At 50.7% G+C, this 22,623-nt stretch carries 19 protein-coding genes and 1 tRNA gene; 9 read left to right on the forward strand and 11 right to left on the reverse strand.

The window, feature by feature from the left end; translation table 11 throughout:
* Positions 1 to 1,214: pseudouridine synthase (locus DEF47_RS23900; RefSeq protein WP_287045371.1), on the reverse strand; the 1,214-nt coding region annotated here is incomplete at its 3' end.
* A 263-nt stretch (positions 1,215 to 1,477) separates the two neighbouring features.
* Positions 1,478 to 3,415: an LVIVD repeat-containing protein gene (locus tag DEF47_RS23905; protein ID WP_012188344.1), complete on the reverse strand. Its 1,938-nt coding sequence runs from the start codon at positions 3,413 to 3,415 to the stop codon at positions 1,478 to 1,480.
* Positions 3,416 to 3,712: 297 nt separating this feature from the next.
* Here DEF47_RS23905 and DEF47_RS23910 point away from each other — a divergent pair, with 297 nt between their 5' ends.
* Entirely contained in the window at positions 3,713 to 4,789 is a 1,077-nt protein-coding gene (locus DEF47_RS23910; protein ID WP_012188345.1) for a GNAT family N-acetyltransferase, read from the forward strand.
* Between the two features lie 3 nt (positions 4,790 to 4,792).
* Positions 4,793 to 5,824 carry a TolB family protein gene (locus DEF47_RS23915; protein WP_012188346.1) on the forward strand — a complete coding sequence of 344 codons (1,032 nt, stop codon included), beginning with the start codon at positions 4,793 to 4,795 and terminating at the stop codon, positions 5,822 to 5,824.
* A gap of 220 nt (positions 5,825 to 6,044) precedes the next feature.
* Here the strand turns inward: DEF47_RS23915 and holB are convergent, their stop codons facing one another.
* On the reverse strand, positions 6,045 to 7,112 hold the full coding sequence (holB, locus tag DEF47_RS23920; protein WP_287045372.1) for a DNA polymerase III subunit delta': 1,068 nt from the start codon (positions 7,110 to 7,112) through the stop codon (positions 6,045 to 6,047).
* Between the two features lie 50 nt (positions 7,113 to 7,162).
* Between holB and DEF47_RS23925 the strand changes: the two genes are divergently transcribed.
* The 6 genes from DEF47_RS23925 (at position 7,163) to DEF47_RS23950 (ending at position 12,278) form a co-directional block, all read left to right on the forward strand.
* Complete coding sequence (locus tag DEF47_RS23925; protein ID WP_012188348.1) at positions 7,163 to 8,047, forward strand: GNAT family N-acetyltransferase; 885 nt, start codon at positions 7,163 to 7,165, stop codon at positions 8,045 to 8,047.
* Positions 8,048 to 8,321: 274 nt separating this feature from the next.
* Positions 8,322 to 8,852, forward strand: coding sequence for a hypothetical protein (locus tag DEF47_RS23930; RefSeq protein WP_041304019.1), 531 nt, complete (start codon positions 8,322 to 8,324; stop codon positions 8,850 to 8,852).
* 300 nt (positions 8,853 to 9,152) lie between these two features.
* A complete protein-coding gene (locus tag DEF47_RS23935; RefSeq protein ID WP_012188350.1) occupies positions 9,153 to 9,509 on the forward strand; it encodes a response regulator in 357 nt (118 codons plus the stop codon).
* Positions 9,510 to 9,538: 29 nt separating this feature from the next.
* Positions 9,539 to 9,629: transfer RNA gene (locus tag DEF47_RS23940), tRNA-Ser, on the forward strand.
* A 301-nt stretch (positions 9,630 to 9,930) separates the two neighbouring features.
* Positions 9,931 to 11,058: a LuxE/PaaK family acyltransferase gene (locus DEF47_RS23945; RefSeq protein ID WP_012188351.1), complete on the forward strand. Its 1,128-nt coding sequence runs from the start codon at positions 9,931 to 9,933 to the stop codon at positions 11,056 to 11,058.
* Between the two features lie 44 nt (positions 11,059 to 11,102).
* Positions 11,103 to 12,278: an MFS transporter gene (locus DEF47_RS23950; protein ID WP_012188352.1), complete on the forward strand. Its 1,176-nt coding sequence runs from the start codon at positions 11,103 to 11,105 to the stop codon at positions 12,276 to 12,278.
* On the opposite strand, the gene DEF47_RS23955 is transcribed toward DEF47_RS23950, so the two are convergent.
* Positions 12,275 to 13,501 (reverse strand): GGDEF domain-containing protein, encoded by a 1,227-nt coding sequence (locus tag DEF47_RS23955; protein ID WP_012188353.1) that lies wholly within the window; start codon positions 13,499 to 13,501, stop codon positions 12,275 to 12,277. The genes DEF47_RS23950 and DEF47_RS23955 overlap by 4 nt on opposite strands.
* A 277-nt stretch (positions 13,502 to 13,778) precedes the next feature.
* Positions 13,779 to 15,269: a glycerol kinase GlpK gene (glpK, locus tag DEF47_RS23960; protein WP_012188354.1), complete on the reverse strand. Its 1,491-nt coding sequence runs from the start codon at positions 15,267 to 15,269 to the stop codon at positions 13,779 to 13,781.
* Positions 15,270 to 15,592: 323 nt separating this feature from the next.
* On the opposite strand from glpK, the gene DEF47_RS23965 reads away from it, so the two are divergent.
* The gene (locus DEF47_RS23965) at positions 15,593 to 16,207 is read left to right on the forward strand and encodes a hypothetical protein (protein WP_012188355.1); all 615 of its coding nucleotides are present in this window, start codon (positions 15,593 to 15,595) and stop codon (positions 16,205 to 16,207) included.
* Here the strand turns inward: DEF47_RS23965 and DEF47_RS23970 are convergent.
* From DEF47_RS23970 to DEF47_RS23995, 6 genes are all read right to left on the reverse strand, one after another.
* Complete coding sequence (locus tag DEF47_RS23970) at positions 16,204 to 17,505, reverse strand: DUF4129 domain-containing protein (RefSeq protein ID WP_012188356.1); 1,302 nt, start codon at positions 17,503 to 17,505, stop codon at positions 16,204 to 16,206. The genes DEF47_RS23965 and DEF47_RS23970 overlap by 4 nt on opposite strands.
* Complete coding sequence (locus DEF47_RS23975) at positions 17,502 to 18,689, reverse strand: DUF58 domain-containing protein (RefSeq protein WP_012188357.1); 1,188 nt, start codon at positions 18,687 to 18,689, stop codon at positions 17,502 to 17,504. Before DEF47_RS23975 ends, DEF47_RS23970 begins: the two co-directional genes overlap by 4 nt.
* Positions 18,686 to 19,639: an AAA family ATPase gene (locus DEF47_RS23980; protein WP_012188358.1), complete on the reverse strand. Its 954-nt coding sequence runs from the start codon at positions 19,637 to 19,639 to the stop codon at positions 18,686 to 18,688. Before DEF47_RS23980 ends, DEF47_RS23975 begins: the two co-directional genes overlap by 4 nt.
* 21 nt (positions 19,640 to 19,660) lie before the next feature.
* Positions 19,661 to 20,860, reverse strand: coding sequence for a sensor histidine kinase (locus tag DEF47_RS23985; RefSeq protein ID WP_012188359.1), 1,200 nt, complete (start codon positions 20,858 to 20,860; stop codon positions 19,661 to 19,663).
* Entirely contained in the window at positions 20,860 to 21,570 is a 711-nt protein-coding gene (locus DEF47_RS23990; protein WP_012188360.1) for a response regulator, read from the reverse strand. Before DEF47_RS23990 ends, DEF47_RS23985 begins: the two co-directional genes overlap by 1 nt.
* 262 nt (positions 21,571 to 21,832) lie before the next feature.
* A complete protein-coding gene (locus DEF47_RS23995; protein ID WP_012188361.1) occupies positions 21,833 to 22,609 on the reverse strand; it encodes a DUF1295 domain-containing protein in 777 nt (258 codons plus the stop codon).
* Positions 22,610 to 22,623: the final 14 nt, after the last annotated feature.

Below are 22,623 nucleotides of genomic sequence, written 5' to 3' on the forward strand. Positions count from 1 at the left end.
CCTTCACGACGTGGGCCACGGTCGCCAAAATCGCGGCGCGGGCCGTCACCATCGCGGCGCGGGCCGCGTTCACCAAAGCCACCGCCATCGCGGCGTGGACCACGTTCGCCGAAACCAGCTTCGCGGCGTGGACCACGGTCGCCAAAATCGCCAGCTTCACGGCGCGGACCGCGTTCGCTAAATCCACCTTCGCGGCGGGGGCCACGGTCGTCGCTAGGGCTGCCGCCATCACGGCGGGGGCCACGGTCGCTAAATCCACCTTCGCGGCGAGGTTCTGGGCGACGGCGTGGGCGATCGGTGGAGCGTTCTTCTTCGATTGAGAAATCTTCAAATGACATTGTATTTTCCTGTGAAGTAAAGTGAGGCGCTCGTTGTAAGCGCGGTTCAACATCAGCCCGACGTTCTACCAACTGTCCAGACCGATCAATCCGCCGAACTTGACGGCGTGGTTTGCCACCCTCGGCGTTTTCTTGTGGGCGTACTGGTGTCCATGCTTTGCTTTGCTTGCCGTGCATACGCAAACGATCAATTTCGGTGGGTGTTAATGCTCGCCATTGGCCTGCTTGTAATTCACCTAAAGTTAGTGGGCCTTCGCGCAACCGGATCAAGCGGCGGACTTCTAAGCCTAATGCTTCGGCAACCCGCCGAATTTGGCGGTTGCGACCTTCGTGAATAACCACCCGAACCCAAGTTCCATCGGCGGTTTCATTTAACAATTCGATCCATGCAGGTGCTGTTTTGCCATCGTCAAGCTCAACCCCATTGCGCCACTCGCGCAATTGCTCAACTGATGGTGTTTGGTTTAACAAGGCCTGATATTCTTTTTCGACTTCGAACGATGGGTGGGTCAAACGGAACGTGAGATCACCATCATCGGTCAGCAACAATAGCCCTTCGCTATCGTAATCGAGGCGGCCTACGGGAAATAAACGATTGTGCGATTTGACTAAATCGGCGACGGTTTGGCGGCCTTCAGGGTCATGCAACGTGGTCATGACGCTGCTTGGTTTGTGCAATAAGACGTAATGAAGCTCGGTTGGAGGTGTAATTTGTTCGCCATCAACTCGAATGTCATCTTTATCGGGGTCGATCTGGGTTCCTAATTCGCGTTGAACTCGTCCATTAACCGATACGCGCCCAGCCAACATCAACTCTTCGCAAGCCCGACGTGAATCTACGCCGGCCCGCGCCAAAAACTTATGTAAACGTTCCATTATTACTCCACAGGTCGTGGTTCTACTGTTGGGGTCGTCAGTGCATGCTTGAATGATCGGGAGTACAGCGGACATCCGAACGATAATACGTGCATCAAGCGACGAGGTTCTTCACAGTGGTAGTGCCTCCTAACGGCACCTTTGGCCAATTATAACATAGCTTTAATCAAAATAAGCAAGTGTTAAGCAAAATGCTTAAAAAAGCACTGCTGGCGCATATCCATAGCAGATTATGCGCCAGCAGTTCGTTATTCAATGCTTAATTAGTTTTTGCTGATTACAGGCAAAAATAATTGATATTCTGGCTCAAGTACGAACATGCCACCACCATGATAGCTCAAGCCTACAATCTCTCCACCATGCAGCGCTGGTAGAATCCATGAATCGCGAGCTAGCAGGGTTTCGGCTACAACTTGAGGGTTGCTCGGTTGGCTGATATCGATTTGGCGAATGCTACCATTTTCACCAATATACGCATTATCGCCCGCCACAACGATGCCATCAATCAAGCGATCGCCAAGGCGGCCTGCTGGGATTGGTTGGCTGGGGTTGCTGATATCGACAATTTCTAAGCCGCTAGTCGTCGCCAAATACACATACTCATCCTGAATCGCTAAATCCATGGCGAACCAATTTTCAGCATATTGGCCGATCATCTGAATGTTATCAGGATTGCTAACATCGAGAATCCGCAGGCCGCCTTCGTTGTCGGCCACATACACGGTTTGATCGATCACGGCTAATTGGGCGACTTTGCTGGTGTAGAACTGACTATGCTCAACTGGATTGGCCAAATCGCTGAGATCGAAAATCCGTACACTGCCACCAACGCCTTGATCGTTGATCGATTCGCCAACATAGACCATCGGGCCATTGACCGCAATTGCTGCTGGAAAGCCAGCGGTTGCAAAGAAACTGACTTGAGTTGGTTCGGTTGGGTCGCTGACATCGATCACATAAATTCCGTGGCTCCAATCGACCATATATACCAACGAGCCTTGGACGGCAATATCGGTGACGGCGTTGCGATCGGTGGTTAAATCGAAGCGGCCAATCACGCTTGGTTGTTGGGGATTGCGCACATCAACAATGCACAAACCACGGCCCCAATCGGCCACATAGGCATAATCGCCAACCACTTGCAAGGCTACATTTTCCTTGCAGCCAGGGGTTTCAGTCGCACTGATGCGCGTGGGAGCTTGGCGAGTGCTCCAATCGAAGACATTAATTTGGCCTGAACGAGTCAGCACATAGCCAAGGTTTTGTTGGGCAATTAAGGCTGTTGGCCAGCCAAGCACCGTTTCGGAGCTGGCAGCAATTTCGGTCGGCGTGATTGGGTTGGTAATATCCCACGTGTGTAAGGCATAATCTAGCCCAATCATTGTGAGTGTGTTGCCACTTGCGGTTAGTTGTAATCCAGCAACATCATCGGTTTGGTTGATAATGTTTGGGTTGCTGCCATTGCTGATATCAACCACCCGCAGGCCCATTTGAGTATTGACATACGCATAATTAGCGGCAATTTCGATATCTAAAATATCGCCAAGCACGATCGAACCTTTGAGCGTTGGAGTCATGGGTGTGCTCAAATCGACGATATTCAAGCTATCGAAGCCCGAAAGCCACGATTGAATATTGAGATACACATGATCGCCTTGAACCGTTGCGGCGGCAATGCCATATTGATTAAGTTGATTGACCAATTGTGGTTGGCTAGGATTGCTCAAATCGAACACCTGCAAGCCATCATCAACTTGCACATAGACATAATCTTGATAGCTGAAAACACTCATGGCCGATAATTCAAGCGGGTAAAAACTTACAAGCGTTGGTGTTAATGGAGTGGCTAAGGAAAATGTAGCCAAGCCATGTTCACGGCCATAGCCCAAGGCGGCGTACAAATAGCCCTCGCCTAAGGCCAAATCTTGCACGGTGGCGGGTAAAAGGCTGCTTTGGTTGGCTAGATTTGGCTGATTGGGATTGTGCAAATCGTAGGTTACGACCCGTGGACCGATGCCAACATAAGCAGCTTGTTCGGCAACGACCATGGTTGAGCTATCACCGCCAAGTTGACCACGAATTGCCAATTGGCTTGGGCTTGACTGAGGGCTTTGGGCGGCCAGCGGGGTGGCATGCTGGCTAGCGATTGCTCCAACGGCCAGCATCAGCAGCAAACTACAACGAAAAAAACGACGAACCACTCGTACCTCCAAAGGCAATATGTCCCGAATACTGCGTCAAGAATGAGGATCTGGTGTTAACCGCAACCAAATTCCCCTCGTGCTTCGCTCAAAACAGCGTGAACCTGCAAGGCATATCAAAGAAACCGCATATGCCAATAGAGCAATAACGTCAGTGATTGAAATAAGTTCCCCTTTTTCGCGTTGAGGCGGATGAAATCGGCCAAAATTGCTGCGCTATGGGCTGTAGTGGACAAGCGGCAAGGCCTAGAGTATGATGCGACCTACACACGAGCTATCGAGCTTGGAGGGTCGCTGATGTACGAAGAAGTTGCGCGGATTGCTCTGGGTGCAGGAACTGAGGCAGTCCTCTCGCGCATCCAACCGCTTGCTTCTGAATTTGCCCAACCGCTTGAGGAGCTTTACCACCGATGGGGTGAAGATCCGGCGGTCGCTTGGCGTTGGTCGTTTGATATGCACCTACGCCTGGTTGGGTTGCGCTTTAGCCAAGATGTTTGGTACTTGGCCCAAGTGCAGGGACGGCCTGTGAGCGCGATGTTGCTCTGCCGTTCAAAATTCTGTCCACAATTGGGTTCGATTCATCGGGTTTATACAGCTGAGCCATATCGTCGCCGCGGCTTGGCTAGTAAATTGTTGAAGTTGGCGATTAACGATTTTGAGTCCAGCGGCGGCCAAGCGCTGATTATTAGCACTGAACATAATGATAGTGCCATGTCGTTCTATGAGCAGTATCATTTTGTGACGATTAATGAGAGCGAAAGTAGCCGCACTGGCAATCGGATTGCATGGCGCATTAGTGATGGTGATTCGCCCGAAAATTTCCTTAAGCAGTTGTTTGCTCCGAGCACAGCGGTTTTTATGCGCTCCTCGGATCGGGCTGATGTGCCGTTGTTGTTATCATTATTCAATGCGCCGGATAATCGGATTGTGCGCCATTATGGCTTACAAATGTTGGGCGATGCCAATATTGGAGCCGACGATTTCTTTCCAGCTTTCGAGCAGCAAGAGGGTGATGTGGCGGTTTTGACTGGCCTGACGGCGGCCAGCGGCGCGATTGTTGGTTGGGGTAGCATTATGCCACCAGTTTACCCATGGCCCAACCCCTACTACCAACAACATCAGCTTTTGGTCGATTGCTACTTGGCGGCAGGACATATGGATCAAGCCTCGGTGTTGTTGAATGAAATGCTGCGCCAATTGCCATCGAACCATTTTGCCAACCAATTGATCGGACATGTGCCGCTTGATCATCCGGCGTTACCGGCAGCCTACGAGCAAGCTGGTTTCGAGCGAGTTGGCTTTATTCCACGAGCCTATATTGATCCGCGCAGTAATCAAGGCACTGATATAGCGCTGTATCTCCGCGAGCGATAATTCATGCGATTCGTGATTTGTGTTCTTGTTTGTATTCTCTTGTCAAGTTGTGGGGCGGCTAATTCGGCGACGGTAACCCCGCCAGCTGCGGTTGCCCCCAAGCTTGGCGATATTTCGCTGATTATCTCGCGGGGTGGGGATTTGTGGCGTTTCGATTTGCCCGCTAAACAGTGGACGCAATTAACCAACGAAGCGCCCAATGCCTACTCAACCTTCCCTAGTATTGCTCCCGATGGCAAAAGCGTGGTCTATTCGTATCGGCCACCTGTGCCAACTCCTAGTGCCGAGCAACCCTTTGTTGTGCCCGTTAATCATGCCAACCAAATTGCGGTTGATGGCGGAGCCAGTAAATCGTTGTTTGTGCCCGATGGCGGCAAGCGCGATGGTCTGCAAATTTACGATTCACTCGATACGCCAGTTTGGTCGCCTGATGGCAAAACCTTGTATGGGGTGTATCAAACCTTGCGTTTTGATAACGATGGGGTCTTTTTGCAATCAGGCAGCTCGATTGTAGCGATTGATCTTGCTAGTGGTGTGCAACAAACTCTCGTCATGACCGGAACATTTCCATCGGTGTCGCCTGATGGCCGCCAATTGGCCTTCGTGCGTACCCGCGACGGCATTTACCCAACCTTATACCTCTACGATTTACAAACTAAGCAAGAGCGGGTGCTGTTTGATCAGCCCAACTTGGTGAGTGCCTTAGAAGCACCAATCTGGTCGGCGGATGGCAAAACAATTTATATCGCGGCCAGCCCTTTGACAATTGGCCAACATCAACCAAACTGGGTCGATTGGTTTGTCACGCCAGCATCTGCCCATGGTTTGGGCTGGCAAGTGTGGTCGGTTGATCTGGCGACAGGTCAAGGCAAGCCGGTCAATAGCGAAATCTTCGAAGATCCTCGGATCGTCGTTGATGGTTCGCTGTTGTATGTTTGGACGTTCTCAGGCCTTTGGCAGATGGATTTGGTCGGTAATCCTCCAGTTTTAATCGAAGAGCCAGGCGATATCGGCGGTATGACGCGGGTTCCCTAGTTAGAGCGTAGAGCTTAGAACATAGAGACGATAGGCTAGGGTTTTACGCAGAGGCGCAGAGAGAGGGATGAAGGTAACAAATCAGAAGGCAAAAGCCTACAGAACCGAAGCATGAGGCGCAAGCCTTGGCTAAGCAGGAATCTCATCTGGATAATCTGTGCCAATCTGTGGCTAAAAAACCTTTACTGATCCCTAACGACTGACTCCTGATCCCTCGTTGCTACTTTGCCCCAGCTAAATTCAGCAACACGCCTTCTAAAGCCAATTGCGGGCTAACATTCTCGCGAATTTGGGTTACTGCATCGTTAATGCCCTTGAGCGTTTTATGAATTGCCGTTAATGGCAAGCGTGATAACGCCTGTAAATCTTCAACTCGATCAATATTAATCAGGCCTTGCTGCGTGCCAGCGGCAATCAATAACACATCGCGCCACCAAACTTGCCATAATTCAAGCATGGCAAACAGCTCATCACGCTCACGATTGGCTTTGCTCCAGCCTTCTGCCCATTTGAAGCGCTCAACCAGCGGTTTGCTTGGCAACTCGATCAAACTCTCAAGTTGTTCGGCGCGAGCTTGCAACAAGTCGGGCGATTGGGCAACTGCTGCGGCCCAGCCGATGCGACCTGCGCTCCATGCAGCCACAATCGCCGCATCATCGGGGGCAATCTGCCAGTGTTCGATTAATGCTTGGGTCACTTGTTGGCGTGGCACTGGGCGTAATTTGAGTACATGGCAACGTGAGGTGATTGTCGGCAACAAATCGCCAGCACTATTGGCCACCAAAATCAAGGTGGCAAACGGTGGTGGCTCTTCAAGCGTTTTGAGCAAAGCGTTGGCGGCTTGTTCGGTCATGGTTTCAGCATCGTGCATAATAAAGACCCGCCGTCGCCCTTCGTAAGGCCGTAGGGCAATATCAGCCTGCCATTCGCGCACGGTGTCGATACCCAAACGGGTTTTGACGCTTTCGCTGGCCTTTTGTTGGGCGGCCTGTTCAGCCAAGCCCACAATCCGCACATCAGGAAAATTGCCTTTAGCAATCCGCTTACAAGCTCGGCAGTTGCCACAAACATCACCATTATTGGCTTCGCAGTTGAGCGCTTGAGCCATGCGCAAGGCAAGCGTCGCTTTGCCAATGTTGGGTAAACCTGTCAGCAAATAGGCATGGCTGGCTGCATTACGGGCAATTGCCAAGCGTAATAATTCGACTGCCCACTCATTTCCGATGATATTCCATGCTCCCACCGCTGTACGCTCCAATCCATCCAACGATTGATCTATTTGAGCCATGATACCAAGAAAATAACCTAGTACCAAATAGCTGAATGTGAGGTAAATAGATGCCAACGATTAGCCGTATGCAAGCAACTCAAATTGACCAAGCCGCCGCCTTTATGGCCCAATTTCAACACGATCCCAGCACCCATTTAGGGTTTGCCGGCCCGCAAGCCGAACAAATTGCCCAAACATGGCGTGAGCTTGAGTTTCCGATTGAGCAGCAATTTGCCTTAGCCTTCGAGGCGGACCAGTTAATCGGCTTGATTGGCTTGGAACAAATTTCTGATACAGGCCGCGCTTTTTTGTGGGGGCCGATTGCCTTGGGCGAACATCGCTTTGAACTGGCCGATGCCTTACTCGCTGAATTATTGCCAGAACTCCAAGCGCATGTCACCATGATCGATATTTTTTGCAATTTGCAAAATCAATTTGTGCGTGATTGGGCTGCGCGTCAGCAATTTTACCAGCGCAATACCCACGCAATTTTAAGTTACAAACGTTCACAATTAACTGAACATGTAACGACTGGTGATGTTGAAATATTGCCCGCCGAATTACATGCTGCCTTCTGCGAATTGCATGACCAACTTTTTCCTCAAACCTACTACAGTGGGAGCCAAATTCTGGAACGAATCAATCATGATCGCCAGGTGTTTATTATACGTGATGGTGAACAACTACTTGGTTATATTTATACCGAACGTCAACCAGAGTTTGCCGAAGCAGGGATTGAATTTGTCGGTGTTACGCCTGCTGCCCGTGGCCGAGGTATTGCAATCAAGATTATGCAGCATTGTTTAGCTTGGATTTTCAGTGTAGAAACGATTCAAGAACTAGAATTAGTCGTTGATCAAGATAATCCTAATGCGCTTAAAGTCTATGAACGCGTTGGCTTCACGTTATTACACGAGATGATTAGCTTACGTCGTGATGTTATAGCCCAATAATCAAACAATCCAATGAATATTTAAACATAGCGTGTTATTACACGCTATTTTATTATTTAAGCGCCAATTCTTGCTATTAATATCGATGAATCGTATATCAAATAGCATCGAGGCAATAGGTATACACATAACGAAAACGATTTTAATCTATCGAGCTAGATACGTAACGGTGTATTAATTATTTTTACAAATTGGGCTATAATAGAATACGCATTGAGAGGAACATGCTGTATACTTTGATTCTCCTTTCTCAACGATGCGTAGAGGAGTCTTTATGCAACGACGTATGTTGTTACATCATCCGGCCCGCGACCATTGGTTGGTGATCGCTGCGACGGATTCGCAACCATGTACTGCCGTATCGGAACCCCTCCACCCTGATCAACTTGGCTTCCCCTTGGCTACGTTTCCATTGCACCCTCTTGAACAACACACCGAGCCATTCGATTTGAGCGAATATGTCTGTATTCGGACGAATCGTGAGGAAAGCACTGCCAACGAAATCGCCGACATGCTCAATAGTGCAATTATGATGGAGCTTGATCAAACTGCCGTAACGCTTGGGTTTAGCGAAGGCGATCAGTTTTTCAAACAGCAGCCCCAGCGTTATGTCCAAGAGATTGCGCATTGGCTTAATACTCCACCATCCAACTTAAACCTCGAATATTTATTGATTGATCAGACTGAAACCCAAGCACTTTTTCAAATTCGTGACCCAACCACGCGGCAAGTTTGGCGTTTGACGCGAACGATGCCAGGGGTAGATGCCAAACCCGATGGTGTTGGTTGGGGTTGGTCGGCCTAAATTAAATTGTTCCAGCGTCGCTCAACTCGCGCTGGAACATCTATCCTATAACTGTACTTTCTTAGAGCTGCTTGTAATGGTTCATTGGATTGGCAATCATTTGTAAGCCCGCACCCTCTGACAGCCTCGCCCTAGCTTGATGCATATGAGAACCGCCTACCATTGCACCCCTCGCCCGCCGCAGTAGAAGCTGGGCGAGGGTGAGGGGACGAAATACACTGCTACCCTAATTGTTTGCGCTGAGCAAAACTACGGTATACTATAGTCAGGAAATACTACTCCATGTAGGAGAACCTGTGTATGGTCTTAGTTGTCGATGATTCGCCGTTTATTCGTGCGTTTGTGGCAGCAGCCCTAGCACGGATCGATGTGGCAACCTGCGAGGCCGAGAGCGTGAGGGCGGCACGTGCCATCTGTCATGAACGAGCATTAGAAGCAGTGGTAGTGGATTTTGAGTTGCCCGACGAGCCTGGCGTGGCCTTATGTCGCGAGATGCAACGGCTAAGTAATGTGCCCGTTGTGCTGATGAGTGGGCATAGTGAAGCTGATGTGCGTGCTCAATTCCCCTTGCATCAACAACCCTACTTCCTTGCCAAACCCTTTACCCTCAATCAGATCCAAGGGCTGATTCAACAAATCATCGGCGTTGCCTGCTAAGCTATTCTTTGGTATAATGCGCGGCGCACGGGTGGGTCGCATAGTTGGTCGAGTGCGCGGCACTGGAAATGCCGTAGGGTGTCAAAGCTCTCGAGGGTTCGAATCCCTCTCCACCCGCCAAATCACACGCTATGAAGTTTCATGGCGTGTTGTTGTTTTAGCTGAGGATCAGTTGTCGGGGGCGAGGGCCAGACGGTTTTGATCCACAAAGCGCACGAAGACTGATTTTTTCGCCATGAAATCCACGAATTGCACGAAAAATACCCTGATAGCCCAGCGCCTAGAGCCAATCGCCCAGTTGCCTAGCCTTTGCTCTCTGTTCTTCAACCTTCATCCCGCATCCTTCATCCTTACCCAGATTGAGCGTGGTACAATTCAAGGCGCGTCCTGAGGGCGTGTTTTGGCTCACCTGAGGTTGGAAATGAACGAAATTGAAACGCTCGATTTTGAAATTCGGGCTTTGATGAAGGCGGGTGTTCGCCCGATTGACCCCGATGACGATAGTTTGTTTAATGATTTAGCCTTGCGCACGTTTCGCTATCAATGGCAGCATAATCTGGTGTATCAGCGCTATTGTGAACGCCGCATGCTCAGCCCTGAGCGGGTAAAGCATTGGTCTGAGATTCCGGCAGTGCCAACCACGGCCTTCAAACATCTGCCATTAACCACCTTTCCGCCTGAAGAAGCCCAGGCGATTTATCGCACCAGCGGTACAACTCAAGGCAGCGAACAACGCGGCACGCACTATATTCGCGATCGCTCGTTGTATGAAGCGTCGTTACGCCCAAATTTAGCCTATCATCTGTTTCCCGATGCTAAACGCCTGCCAATCTATGTGCTTTTTTGGCATCCCAATGAGCTAGCACAATCGTCGCTAGCCCATATGATCAGCGATGCGGTTGAGCAGCATGGCACAGCTGAAAGCCGCTATGTGTTTAGCGCGGCTGGTTTGGATTCAGCCAGCCTCGCCGAGTCGCTTGATGCAGCGGTTGCCAATAATACTCCAGTTTGTTTGATGGGCGTAATGTATACCTTCGTCTATTTTTTGGATTGGTGTGCCGAGCATGGTAAGCGTTGGCAATTGCCCAAAGGCAGTCGTTTGATGGATACGGGCGGCTCTAAAGGCAAAGTTCGCGAAATTGCCCGCAATGATCTTTATGCGCTCTATAGCGAAGTTTTGGGAATTCCATCGACCATGTGTGTCAACGAATATGGTATGACCGAGTTGGGCAGCCAATTCTACGATTGCTCGTTACACTCGGCCTACCTGCGCGAATGGCAGCCACGCCATAAAGTGATTGTGCCCTGGGTTCGCACCCAGATCGTCGATCCAACCACCTTTGTGCCATTGCCCGCTGGCCAAACTGGGCTATTACGCCACCTTGATTTGGCCAACCTCTATTCGGTGCTCGCGTTGCAAACCGAAGATTTAGGCGTGGTTGTGGCTGATGGGTTTGAGGTGCTTGGTCGAGCCAGCGGCGCAGAATTGCGCGGTTGTTCGCTGGCGGTTGAAGATGTTCTCGCCGCTCGCCGTAACGGCAACGGCTAATCTAGTGATAAGGAGCCAGTAGCCGCTTGGCTATAGACTCGCCTATGAAACGCTCTCCACTTTTGACCATTTTTTTGATCGCGTTTGTTGGAACCATGAGCTATGGTGTGGTGATTCCGATCACGCCGTTTTATGCGCAGGAGTTTGGGGCTTCCGAGGTTCAGGTGGGCATGATTGTAGGCAGCTATGCCTTGATGCAATTTATCTTTGCCCCGATCCTTGGCCAATTATCCGACCGCTATGGTCGTCGCCCACTGCTGATTTTAAGTTTGATTGGCACGGTTTGTAGTTTGTTGCTATTTGGTTTTGCCAATAGCCTGATTTGGCTGTTCGTCGGGCGCATGTTCGATGGCGCAACTGGCGGTAACATCTCGATTGCCCAAGCCTATGTTAGCGATATCACCACCGACAAAGATCGTGCTCGCGGGATGGGCATGGTTGGGGCGGCACTTGGCTTAGGCTTTATCGCTGGCCCAGCCATCGGCGCGTTGCTCAGCAAAGATGGCAATTATCAGTTGCCAATTTTCGTAGCCGCAGGCATTGCAGTGCTCAGCCTGATTTTAACGATTGTGGTATTGCCTGAGCCAGAGCGCCATGCACCTCAACAAGGCCGTACTTTTAACCCAATGAAACTGCTGGCGGCAGTTCGCAAGCCCAATGTTGGCCGTTTGCTCAGTATTACCTTGTTGATCAACTTGGCATTTGTGGCCTTTGAAACAACTTTTGCCTTGTTTGCGGCGCGACGGTTGGAGTTTGGCTCGCATCAAACAGGCTATACTTTGGCCGGGGTTGGGATTGTGGTCGCGATTGTGCAAGGCGGCTTAATTCGCCGTTTGGCGGCGCGGTTTGGCGAAGCAACCCTGATTGTGTCTGGCTCGTTGCTGCTCGCGCTTTCGTTGGCGGGCTTGGGCTTTATTCAAAATGTGTGGCATTTGGTGGCAATTTGTATTGTGCTGGCAGTTGGCGAGGGCTTGCTCACGCCATCGCTTTCGTCGTTGGTCAGCCGCAATTCACCTGCTAGCGAGCGCGGCGAGAATATGGGCTTGTATCAGTCGATGAGCAGTTTGGCGCGGATTTTTGCCCCGCTCTATGCCACCTGGATGCTCTCGAACGTTGGCGAAGCCTCGCCCTACCTGATGGGCAGCGTGTTGGTTGTGGCAGGCGCATTAATTGCGGTTGGCTTGCCTAGCCCTGAACCGCAAGCCCAGCCAGCGCATTAGGCATAAATCGATGAATCAACATCGAAAATAAGTCCTTCGTTGGCCAGTTCTAGGGTTGGATCAAGTTGGTTCAACAAACGGCGCTCATAGACAATCCAGCGATTTTTACCTGTTTCCTTGGCCTCGTAGAGTGCTAAATCGGCAGCAGTCAGCAATTGGGCTTCGTTGAAGCCATGCATTCCACAGACCGCAATCCCAATGCTGACTGTATGCTGAATCACCTGATCATTCCAGACGGTTGGCTGTTGCTGAATAGCTTGACGTAAGCGTTCAGCCATCAGTGTTGCCTGCTGAATCGTGTCGGCATCAACAATTAATAGAAACTCTTCACCACCCCAGCGCCCAATCAGATCATTAATACGCACTTGTTCGCTCAGCACCAAGGCAATATGGCGTAACACGGAATCGCCCGCGTGGTGACCATAGCGATCATTAATCTGCTTAAAACAATCAATATCGAGCATGATTACCGCAAAACCCTGCTGGTTGCGCCGCCATTTGGCAATTGCCTGCTCTAAATATTCGTTGATTGCGCGGCGATTGGCGATGCCAGTTAAGACATCAATACTGGCTAAGGCCGATAAATCACATTGCATGCGTTGGGTAATCATTACCGCAAAGCCACCAGTCCACAGCAACGAAAGCAGCAAAATCAACACGCTATAGCCTAATTTCAACGTCGTCAGGCTAGGCCAGCGTTGGCTATACCAAAAATAGGCCAATCCCAAAACAACAAATGCCATTTTGAGGGTCAAGGCTAAAGCCAACAAACGGCTAGCACTTTGATACGGGATGGTACGCTGGAAAAACACCTGGAGCGCAGTATAGGCCATGCCAGCACTCCCGATCAGCATCGCCAAATTGATAATTAAGCCTGAATCGGCAAACAACCATGCGCACAGACTGAGCATGCTAGCAACGATTAGCCAGCAGATCGCATAAATTTTGGCTGAGCTGGCGGCTCCAATGAAGCGTAAAATGCCACTGCTTAGCCCAAACAAGCCACTGAGAATCAGAATATAACTACTTGTGATTGCTACGATTGAGGTTTGAGGCAATAACGCCAAGGCTAAAAAGCCCAAACCCAAGCCAATTGTGCCAATCAAGAAGCAGCGAATCCCTTGATAGCGCCGCACAAAGACTAAAAAAGCCCCAATCACCAATGCTTGGAGCAACAAGCCAATTCCGACAATTAAGGCAACTGTTGGCTGGTCAAGCGCCATGCCACTACCTCCGCAAGTTGGGTCAATAGCCAAAACTAACGCACTCATCGCGGTTGGCTGCGGAGTTAGCAGGAGTTGCCAAAGCCAGGACCACAATATGAAGCGTCTTTGAATCTTTGCCAAACGTCTGGAGTGAATTGTGAGCTGGGTATATCACAAACCAATCAATGTATTTTTGGATATACCCACAATACCACCGATTGTAGGTTTTCTAAAGTAGCAATTTGGTAGCCAAACCAACCGCTGATTTGGCTAGTATCAAGACGGATTTGCCAGCTTATTCTTGCCAATTGAGCGTGCGTTGCACTGCTTTGTTCCATTGTGCATACAAGCTATCACGCTGATCGCTGCTCATTTGCGGCTCCCAACGCTTGCTTTCGCTCCAGTTGGCGCGTAATTCAGCTGGATTCGCCCAGTAGCCAACAGCCAAACCAGCGGCGTAGGCAGCCCCCAAGGCGGTGGTTTCGGCAACTTTGGGCCGCACAACTGGTACACCCAAAATATCAGCCTGAAACTGCATAAGCAATTCATTCGCCACCATTCCGCCATCAACTTTGAGCGCCGTCAACTCAACCCCTGAATCTTGGGCCATGGCGCTGACGACTTCGCGGGTTTGGTAGGCAGTGGCTTCAAGCGCCGCTCGCGCGATATGAGCTTTATTGGCATAGCGCGTTAGCCCAACCAACACGCCTCGCGCATCGGAGCGCCAATGCGGGGCAAACAAGCCCGAAAAGGCTGGCACCAGATATACGCCACCGTTATCGGCTACGCTGGCAGCCAACGGTTCGACCTCAGCCGCACTGTGGATAATCCCCAAATTGTCGCGTAGCCATTGCACCAACGAGCCAGTTACTGCGATTGAGCCTTCTAAGGCCCACGTTGGCTGCTTGCCAAAATGATAGGCTGGCGTGGTAATTAAGCCATGGCGCGATTGCACCAAGCGCTCACCAGTATTGAGCAGCATAAAATTGCCAGTGCCATAGGTATTTTTGGCCTCGCCAACTTCAAAGCATACTTGCCCAACCGTTGCAGCTTGTTGATCACCCAAAATTCCTGCTAATGGCACGCCATCGAGTTGGCCGCGACATGTCCCATACACCTCGCTTGAGGAGCGCACATTTGGCAACATGCTGCGCGGAATGCGAAAAATCTCCAATAATTCAGCATCCCAATCGCCAGTCGTGAGGTTGAGCAGCAAGGTACGTGAGGCATTCGTTGTGTCGGTGATGTGCAATCCACCATGGGGGCCACCCGTCAACCACCAAGCAACAAAACAATCGATCGTGCCAAACAACAAATCGCCTGCTTCAGCCGCTGCTTGCGCACCCTCAACCTGATCAAGCAGCCAACGAATTTTGGTGGCTGAAAAATAGGTCGCCAAGGGCAATCCAGTTTGCGCCCGAAAACGATCTTGTCCACCGTCAGCAGCAAATTGGCGCACCAGCGCATCAGTGCGGGTATCTTGCCAAACTAAAGCATTGTAGATTGCCTTGCCGGTGTGGCGATCCCAAATGACGGTTGTTTCACGCTGATTGGTAATGCCCAGCGCCGCCAGATCGCTTTTTTCGATGTTGGCAGCCGCTAGTGCTCCTGCGATCACGCCCTGGGTTCGTTGCCAAATCTCGGCGGGATTATGCTCGACCCAGCCTGGCTGCGGGAAAATCTGGGTATGCTCACGTTGATCAACGCCGACAACATTGCCATTATGGTCGAAAACCATACAGCGCGTGCTGGTTGTACCTTGGTCGAGTGCCGCAATATACTGCATACAAGCTTACCTCATTGTAATGTGTGGGTTAGGGGTCAGGGATAAGGGATCTGGATTTTGATCCACGAAGGACACGAAGATCACGAAGGTAGTAGGCTATGGGCTTTTGTTTGCTCTAAAATATTCCGATAGCCCATAGCCCATTGCCATTAATCCTCTGCGCTAAATGCTGATCCCCATCCCTCAACCACTGATCCCCTTTTGCTTTTGACTTCTGCCTTTTGACTTTCATATGTCATCGCTTTGTAACCTTAACCGATTGAATCCATGGTTGGCAAGCCTTAGGCTAAACCTCACAGCTATCGTTTTAGGAGGGACGGCATATGGCCTTAGCAACCTTTCGACTTAACTTCCTCCCGCGCCTCCGTGATGGTCGGCAGATTCGGCGTTATCGTCACCACTTGCTTGAGGGCGAGAGTTTGGTTGGTTCCCAACCATTGCTGCCCCATTTGCAACGTTTGCCGCTGCAATTTCAACAAGTTGAGGGCGGCCCATCGATGACCTTGCGCGATGCCCTGCGCGAAACGCCGCGTTTGGCCTTGATCGAGCCTGGTTCGCGGTCGTTGGCAATGCGCCAATTGTGTTTGCAATGGGCACGCGGCGCTCAATTACCAACCGCCTATTTGCCGTTGCTCTACCAGGTGCAACAGCCGCTAAGCCGCCTAACTCAGCCGTTGCATTTGCTGCACCAAGAGATTGAGAAGCTTGGCTTTGCCATGACTGAATTGGCTGTTAAACGTGGCTTAGCCGCTGGTTTATGGTTGTTATTGATCGAAGGCTGGGATCAACTCAATCAAAGCGATCAACAACGTTGGTCACATTGGGTCAGCAGTTGGCTCGAACGCTATCCAGCGTTATCGATGATGCTTTCAACCAGCAAACCGCAAACAATTCCCCATCAATTTGCCTTGTGGCATAGCGTGCAATGGCGTTTCTAGGGCTGCTGTTTTTGGATCGTTTTTAGGGCTTGTTCAGCCCGAGCTACGGCCTCGGCATCAAGTTGCTCGGCATAGCGGGCTTGGGTATAGATAGCTGTTAGTTCTGCAATCGCTGGCTCGTTAGTTGGCTGTTGTTGCGCATACCCACGCCCATATTCGTGAGCTGTTTGATGCTTGCTGCGTGGTTGGCCATGATCTTCGCCCAGCTCCAAAAATTGAGTATAAATTCGCCGCACTTTTTGTACCTGGGGATCGTTGGTATCAAGCTTCCATGGTTTTTTGCGCCGAAAACGCTCCAAAATTTGCTCACGCAGGCTATCGAACGACCAAATCGATTGTTCGATGACGACTTCGCCTTGGGCAATCGGCTTAGTTTCAAAATCGCGCAGCCAGTGTACCACTCGATAAATCAGCCAAGCAATCATCATGATCAGAATAATTGCCACCCCAATATTGAGCAGATCGCCGAGCCACGAGCTGATTTGGCTGGTTTCTTCAGGCATTAATGTTGAAGGATCAACCGCTTCAGGCATGCTTGGCTCGATTGGTGGGCGTTGATTGGGCTTGAATGAGGGAATCAGCCAGCCAACCAACCACGATAAAGCAACAGCTAAACCGCCAGCAATCAGCACCAAACCATCCATAAATGCGCCGAAAATTAGGCCTAAGATGCTGCGTTGACCGTCGGCAACCCCAAACAACAGCAAGGGAATCGCTACGAGTGCCAAGGTAAATAGGCTGCTCCAACCCAACATCGGCGGGGTTTGCAACTCAGCTTGGTTGCTTTGATCAAGCATAATCGCAAATAAACATGCCGCTACAAACGCCAAGGCTTGAATAATAAAAAGTTGCAGCAAACCTGGCTGTTCTAATGCGCCACGAGTCATAACTGGGCCAAGCGCCACAAACGCCACCAATACGCCCAGTCCCCGCCAAAAGAGCTGTTGCAACCAATCGTGATTCCATTGATCTGAATTGATCGCCCGCGACATCAAAAAGCCCACCCCAAACCCACTCAAGACCAATTCTTGGCCACTGCGTTCGCTGCGAATCCAGAGCCAGCCAACCATGGCGATGCCAATCGCAGCGGCAGCAGTAATGATCGCGCCGCGCTGACGCAAACGCATTCGCAAACTGACCATGGTAATCGTGCCAAACACGAAAATTGGCCAGCGCCAAACCGCACTTGGCTGCTCGCCAGCGCTATCAAGGCTATTCAGTACAACGCTGATCAAGCTGCTATAGGCGATGCATGCGCTGAGCAAAACGATTAATTTGGCGCTCTGACGATTGATCATGGCTCCCTCTGGTGACTATGAATCAACTTAACTCCAGCAACTTTTGGTGCATGCTGGCCTAAATAGAGCCAAACGGGGGCATAGCCATATTCGCGTAAACGGGCCAAGGCGCTGCGATGAGCCGGCGTATCCACCGCACTAATCAGCAAAACCGTCGCGCCTAGCGGTAAGCGTGATTGTTCACGCCCAATAAATTTGGCAATTTCTAGCCGCGAGTAGAGCGACATTTGGGCCAATACTTCCAAGATGGCGCTGGCCTGTTTGGGGCTACGATTGGGCGGCAGCTGAATGGCCGTGTTGCCCTCAACCAGCGCGGCATTCGACCATAAACCAATCGCATGGCCAGCTTTGTGTAAAGCGCTACAAACCGTTGCCGCCATACTAATTAAACGTTCGCCCTGAAATTTATTCACCCCAAGATAGGATGGCACAATCGTTTCGATATCAAGAATACACATCACGGTCAGCGCCGTAACTGGCTCATAAATGCGAGTTTGTAATTGGCCGCGCCGCGCTGTCGCCGTCCAGTGAATGCTTTTGAGCGGGTCGCTTTGGGTATAATCGCGGATACCAATCGGCACAACAGGGTCGGTCAATAAGCGCTGCGAGGCGCGAATCGTGCCCAATAACTCGCGTAACGGCAAGCCTAATTCTGGCTCAGTTAACAAGCGAGGGTAGACGATCAAGCGATCAATCTCATTAATTGTTGCGCGACTAATACTCAGCCCAAGCGGATCGCTAGCACTCAAATTGGCTGGGCCAAAACGGTGCAAACCGCGCTGTGGGCACAAAATTGTATATTGGCGGGTTACTTGCTGATAACTGCTGATGCCAAATGCCCGCGCTAGCACCCGATAATTGGGGCTAGCAGCAGGTTGGGTTTCAATCTGCTCAAGCGTGATGCCTACTGGAACCAAATCGTGCAAATTAACAAATGGCAAGGGCAAAAATTTGCGATTGCGCAGGGTAATGCTAAGGGTTGTGCGGTTGTCGGGGAACAGATGGGTATGGCCTAGTTCACGTTGATAATCAACATGCTTAAACATGCGCCATTCCCATAATTCGACCGCGAGCAAGGCCATAATCCCCAGCATCGCGACCAACGGCAACAACGTTACATCGCTTAGCAAGCCAATGATCAAGAGCAAGACCAAAACAAATAAGCCTGCTCGTCGCCCTTTCATGCCCGTTCCTCAACTGGAGTTGCAATGCTTTTGACAATATCGGCTAGAATTTTTTCAGGGCTGCGTTGTGCCAACCGCGCTTCAGCATTCAAAATCAGCCGATGGGCTAGCACACTGGGCACAAGTTGCTTTACATCATCAGGCAGCACAAAATCGCGGCCATGAACTAATGCCCAAGCTTGAGCGGCGCGAGTTAAGGCCAACGAGCCACGCGGACTAGCACCCAACTCAATTTCGCTATGCTCGCGGGTTGCTCGCACAATCGCAATTGCATAATTACGCACTGCATCGCTCAGATGCACAGTGCGCACTGCCTGAATTGCCGCCAACAGCTGGCTTTGATCGCTCACAGCTTGCATCGCCATCCATGGATCGCCTTGATTAAAGCGTTGGATAATCGCATGTTCTTCGGCTTCGCTGGGATAACCCAAATTAACTCGCAGCAAAAAGCGGTCGAGTTGGGCTTCGGGCAAGGGAAAAGTGCCTTCTAATTCGATCGGGTTTTGGGTGGCGAGCACCAAAAATGGCCGCGTTAATTGATGAGTTTCGCCATCAATCGTAATCGTGGCTTCGGCCATAGCTTCGAGCAAGGCCGATTGCGTGCGCGGCGTAGCGCGGTTAATTTCATCGGCCAACACAATGTTGGCAAACAACGGTCCGGCTCGAAACTGAAATTCACTCAATTTTTGATTATAAAAATTCAGGCCAGTTACATCGCTGGGCAACAAGTCGGGAGTAAATTGCACTCGCCGAAATTGGCAATCAAGGCTTTGGGCTAGCGCTCGAATCAGGGTGGTTTTGCCCACGCCTGGCACATCTTCCAGTAGCACATGGCCTTCGCACAACAGCGCGGTTAGTAATAAATCGACGCTCGTTTGCTTGCCAACCACCACCTGCCCAACTTGCCGACGTAACTGTTCAGCCCATGCTTGAATGTTTAATCCCGTCATGATTTCCCTCAAACCACACAATTAATCATCTTCGACGACTGGCAGGGCTACGGTAAAAGTGCTACCGCGACCTTCGCTGCTGGCAACCCAAACCACACCGCCATGACCTTCGACCAAGTGTTTGACAATTGCCAAACCCAAGCCTGTGCCACCAACCCCGCGCGTCCGCGCCCGATCAACTTTATAGAAACGCTCGAAAATTCGCGGAATCGCCTCGGCTGGAATGCCCGCGCCAGTATCGTGAATTGCCATAATCACCCAACGATTGCTTGGCTCAAGCATGCGGCTAAGATGATGGCCCAGTTCGCTACGCGAACGCAAGCCAGCTTCAATTGTAATCGTGCCGCCAGCATCAGTCCATTTAACTGCATTATGCAACAAATTGAGCAGCACTTGGCTAATTCGGTCGCGATCAACATAGACTTCGGGCAGATCAGGGGCAATTGTCACCGCCACTCGCAGATCTTTGCGCTTGGCTTGCGGCTGAATCCGATCATTAGCCCGTTCAACAATATCTTCGACTGGAGTTGGCTGCAATTGCAAGGCCGTGCGCCCAGATTCGATCTGCGAAAGTTCGTGCAATTCATCAACCAACTGCATCACCGCATCCAGCTCGGTATCGACTTGGCCCAGCATGCGTTGGGCTAATTCGGGTGGTGGCTGGGTTGCTAAAGTTTCAACCAAGAGTTTGATTGAGGCTAGTGGTGTGCGTAATTCGTGCGAAACGTTGGCCACCAAATCGCGCCGCGCCCGCTCCAGCAAACTCAGTTGGGTTAAATCGCGGGCTAGAATTAACGCGCCGCTTTCAGGCAATGGCTCACACCAAATCCGAATTGTACGATTCGAGAGCACTGGTTGCAAGGTTACTTGCTGCGGGTCGCGTCGCCTAATCGATTGCTCGATCATGGTATCGGCCTGATAATCGCGTACCAACGTAATCACGCTATGATTGACAACCGCATTGGCACTAACCCCAAATAATTTAGCCGCAACATCGTTACAATAACGAATGGTGCGGCCATCATTGACGACAATCACGCCTGCATCAAGCGCGGCGCTGAGCGTGCGAAACAACTGATTAAATGGATCGGCTGATGGGGTTGGGGCAACCACAGGCCGATTGCGTAAATAGGCCAGTTCACGGCGGAGATTGCGTTGACCACGCCAACCCCAAAGCAACGCGATCATCGTTGTCAACGCCAACAACACAATCCAAGTCATTAGTTTTTGCGCTCGCTACGGCTAAGTTGATCATTAAAACGATAGCCAATCCCACGCACAGTTTGAATATAAATTGGGTTGCTGGGGTCTACTTCAACTTTCTCACGCAGCCAACGCACATGCACATCGACCGTGCGCGAATCGCCTGGAAAATCGTAACCCCAAACTCGTTCGAGCAGCAAATCGCGCGAAAGCGCCATGCCACGGTTGCGCATCAAACACACCAACAAGTCGAATTCCTTCTGAGCGAGCGTAATTTCGTTGTTATCACGAAACACCCGACGACTGCCAGTATCGACCTTAAGATTGGCGGCGGTCAGCAATTCGCGTTCAACTCCGGTTGGTTGGCGGTCGGTACGACGCAAAATCGCTCGAACGCGGGCCAGTAATTCACCAAGGCTAAATGGCTTAATCACATAATCATCAGCGCCCAATTCCAAGCCAGCGATCCGATCAACTTCATCTTGGCGGGCAGTCAGCATCATAATCGGGATATTGGTTTCACGCCGTAAAATTCGACAGACTGAAAAGCCGTCGAGTTTGGGCAACATCACATCTAAAATCAGCAAATCGGGCTGTTCGGCGCGGGCTAAATCCAGCCCGGTAACTCCATCGGAAGCAGAAAGCACGGTGTAGCCTTCGCGTTCAAGGTTGTAACGGAGCGTATCGGCGAGCAGGGCTTCATCTTCTACAAGCAATATTGTGGACATAGATTGTCAGCACCATTGGGTATATACAATCAGCAAGGGGCGAATGCCCGCTGCTATTGTACCATTATCGTAAGTATGAGATATGCAGATTGATCCACGAAGGACACGAAGGACACAAAGGGGATATGACTATTGGCGCTAGGCTATCGGAACAATTTGTGAAATGACAATGATTTCGAAAAGCCAAAAGCCTATAGCCTACTCTCTTCGTGCGCTTCGTGTCCTTCGTGGATCAAAACGTTAGCTCTGCTCCGTCATTTATTTAGCTTTTGGGAAACCACGGCAAGAAGGCGCTGGTTTTAGCAATGTAATCGGCATACTGCGGCTTAGTTTTGATCATTGTGCGTTCTAACAGCAGCACACCTGAAATTCGAATAATCAGCCAGGTCATAAGCAAGGCACCGATAATTTGCCAATAGCTACCAGCGGCAATCGCAAAGAGCGCATAACCCCACCACACCGTCGCATCGCCAAAATAATTGGGGTGGCGGGTGTAGCGCCATAAGCCAGAGCGCATAACGTGGCCTTTGTTGGCCGGATTGGCCTTGAACCGTGCCATCTGCCAATCGCCAATCGCCTCAAAACCAAAGCCAATCAGCCAAACCCCAATTGCTAGATAATCGAGCCAATTCCAGCTTTTTGGGCCGATTTGGGCACCAAGTAAGGTCAACGAGATCAGCAACGCCAATACGCCTTGCAGCAAAAACACTTGGAAAAAGCTAAACCACCAATAGCGTTCAGCTCCATAGCGCTGACGAAACTCAACATAACGATAATCTTCAGGCTTGCCCCAATTACGCCAACCAATGTAAATTGATAAACGCAAGCCCCAAATTGTCACCAAACTGCTGATGATCAAACGGCGTTGAGCATCGCCCTGAGCTTGGCTAAAATACCACCAGGTCAAGGCCACAAAACACATGCCCCAACAGATATCCACAATGCTGGCATTGGTAATTTTGACACTCCACAACCACGCCAAGGTTAATGGAATCATTACCACCGCCAGACCCCAACCCCAGATTTGCCAAAAACTCATGCGAAACTCCCAGC

It is taken from the genome of Herpetosiphon sp., assembly GCF_003512625.1.
Classification (GTDB): domain Bacteria; phylum Chloroflexota; class Chloroflexia; order Chloroflexales; family Herpetosiphonaceae; genus Herpetosiphon; species Herpetosiphon aurantiacus.

Coding starts and splice junctions, on each gene's coding strand:
- DEF47_RS23910 (WP_012188345.1), top strand. CDS start 3,713: ATGTACGAAGAAGTTGCGCGGATTGCTCTGGGTGCAGGAACTGAGGCA.
- DEF47_RS23915 (WP_012188346.1), top strand. CDS start 4,793: ATGCGATTCGTGATTTGTGTTCTTGTTTGTATTCTCTTGTCAAGTTGT.
- holB (WP_287045372.1), bottom strand. CDS start 7,112: ATGGCTCAAATAGATCAATCGTTGGATGGATTGGAGCGTACAGCGGTG.
- DEF47_RS23925 (WP_012188348.1), top strand. CDS start 7,163: ATGCCAACGATTAGCCGTATGCAAGCAACTCAAATTGACCAAGCCGCC.
- DEF47_RS23930 (WP_041304019.1), top strand. CDS start 8,322: ATGCAACGACGTATGTTGTTACATCATCCGGCCCGCGACCATTGGTTG.
- DEF47_RS23935 (WP_012188350.1), top strand. CDS start 9,153: ATGGTCTTAGTTGTCGATGATTCGCCGTTTATTCGTGCGTTTGTGGCA.
- DEF47_RS23945 (WP_012188351.1), top strand. CDS start 9,931: ATGAACGAAATTGAAACGCTCGATTTTGAAATTCGGGCTTTGATGAAG.
- DEF47_RS23950 (WP_012188352.1), top strand. CDS start 11,103: ATGAAACGCTCTCCACTTTTGACCATTTTTTTGATCGCGTTTGTTGGA.
- DEF47_RS23955 (WP_012188353.1), bottom strand. CDS start 13,501: ATGGCGCTTGACCAGCCAACAGTTGCCTTAATTGTCGGAATTGGCTTG.
- glpK (WP_012188354.1), bottom strand. CDS start 15,269: ATGCAGTATATTGCGGCACTCGACCAAGGTACAACCAGCACGCGCTGT.
- DEF47_RS23965 (WP_012188355.1), top strand. CDS start 15,593: ATGGCCTTAGCAACCTTTCGACTTAACTTCCTCCCGCGCCTCCGTGAT.
- DEF47_RS23970 (WP_012188356.1), bottom strand. CDS start 17,505: ATGATCAATCGTCAGAGCGCCAAATTAATCGTTTTGCTCAGCGCATGC.
- DEF47_RS23975 (WP_012188357.1), bottom strand. CDS start 18,689: ATGAAAGGGCGACGAGCAGGCTTATTTGTTTTGGTCTTGCTCTTGATC.
- DEF47_RS23980 (WP_012188358.1), bottom strand. CDS start 19,639: ATGACGGGATTAAACATTCAAGCATGGGCTGAACAGTTACGTCGGCAA.
- DEF47_RS23985 (WP_012188359.1), bottom strand. CDS start 20,860: ATGACTTGGATTGTGTTGTTGGCGTTGACAACGATGATCGCGTTGCTT.
- DEF47_RS23990 (WP_012188360.1), bottom strand. CDS start 21,570: ATGTCCACAATATTGCTTGTAGAAGATGAAGCCCTGCTCGCCGATACG.
- DEF47_RS23995 (WP_012188361.1), bottom strand. CDS start 22,609: ATGAGTTTTTGGCAAATCTGGGGTTGGGGTCTGGCGGTGGTAATGATT.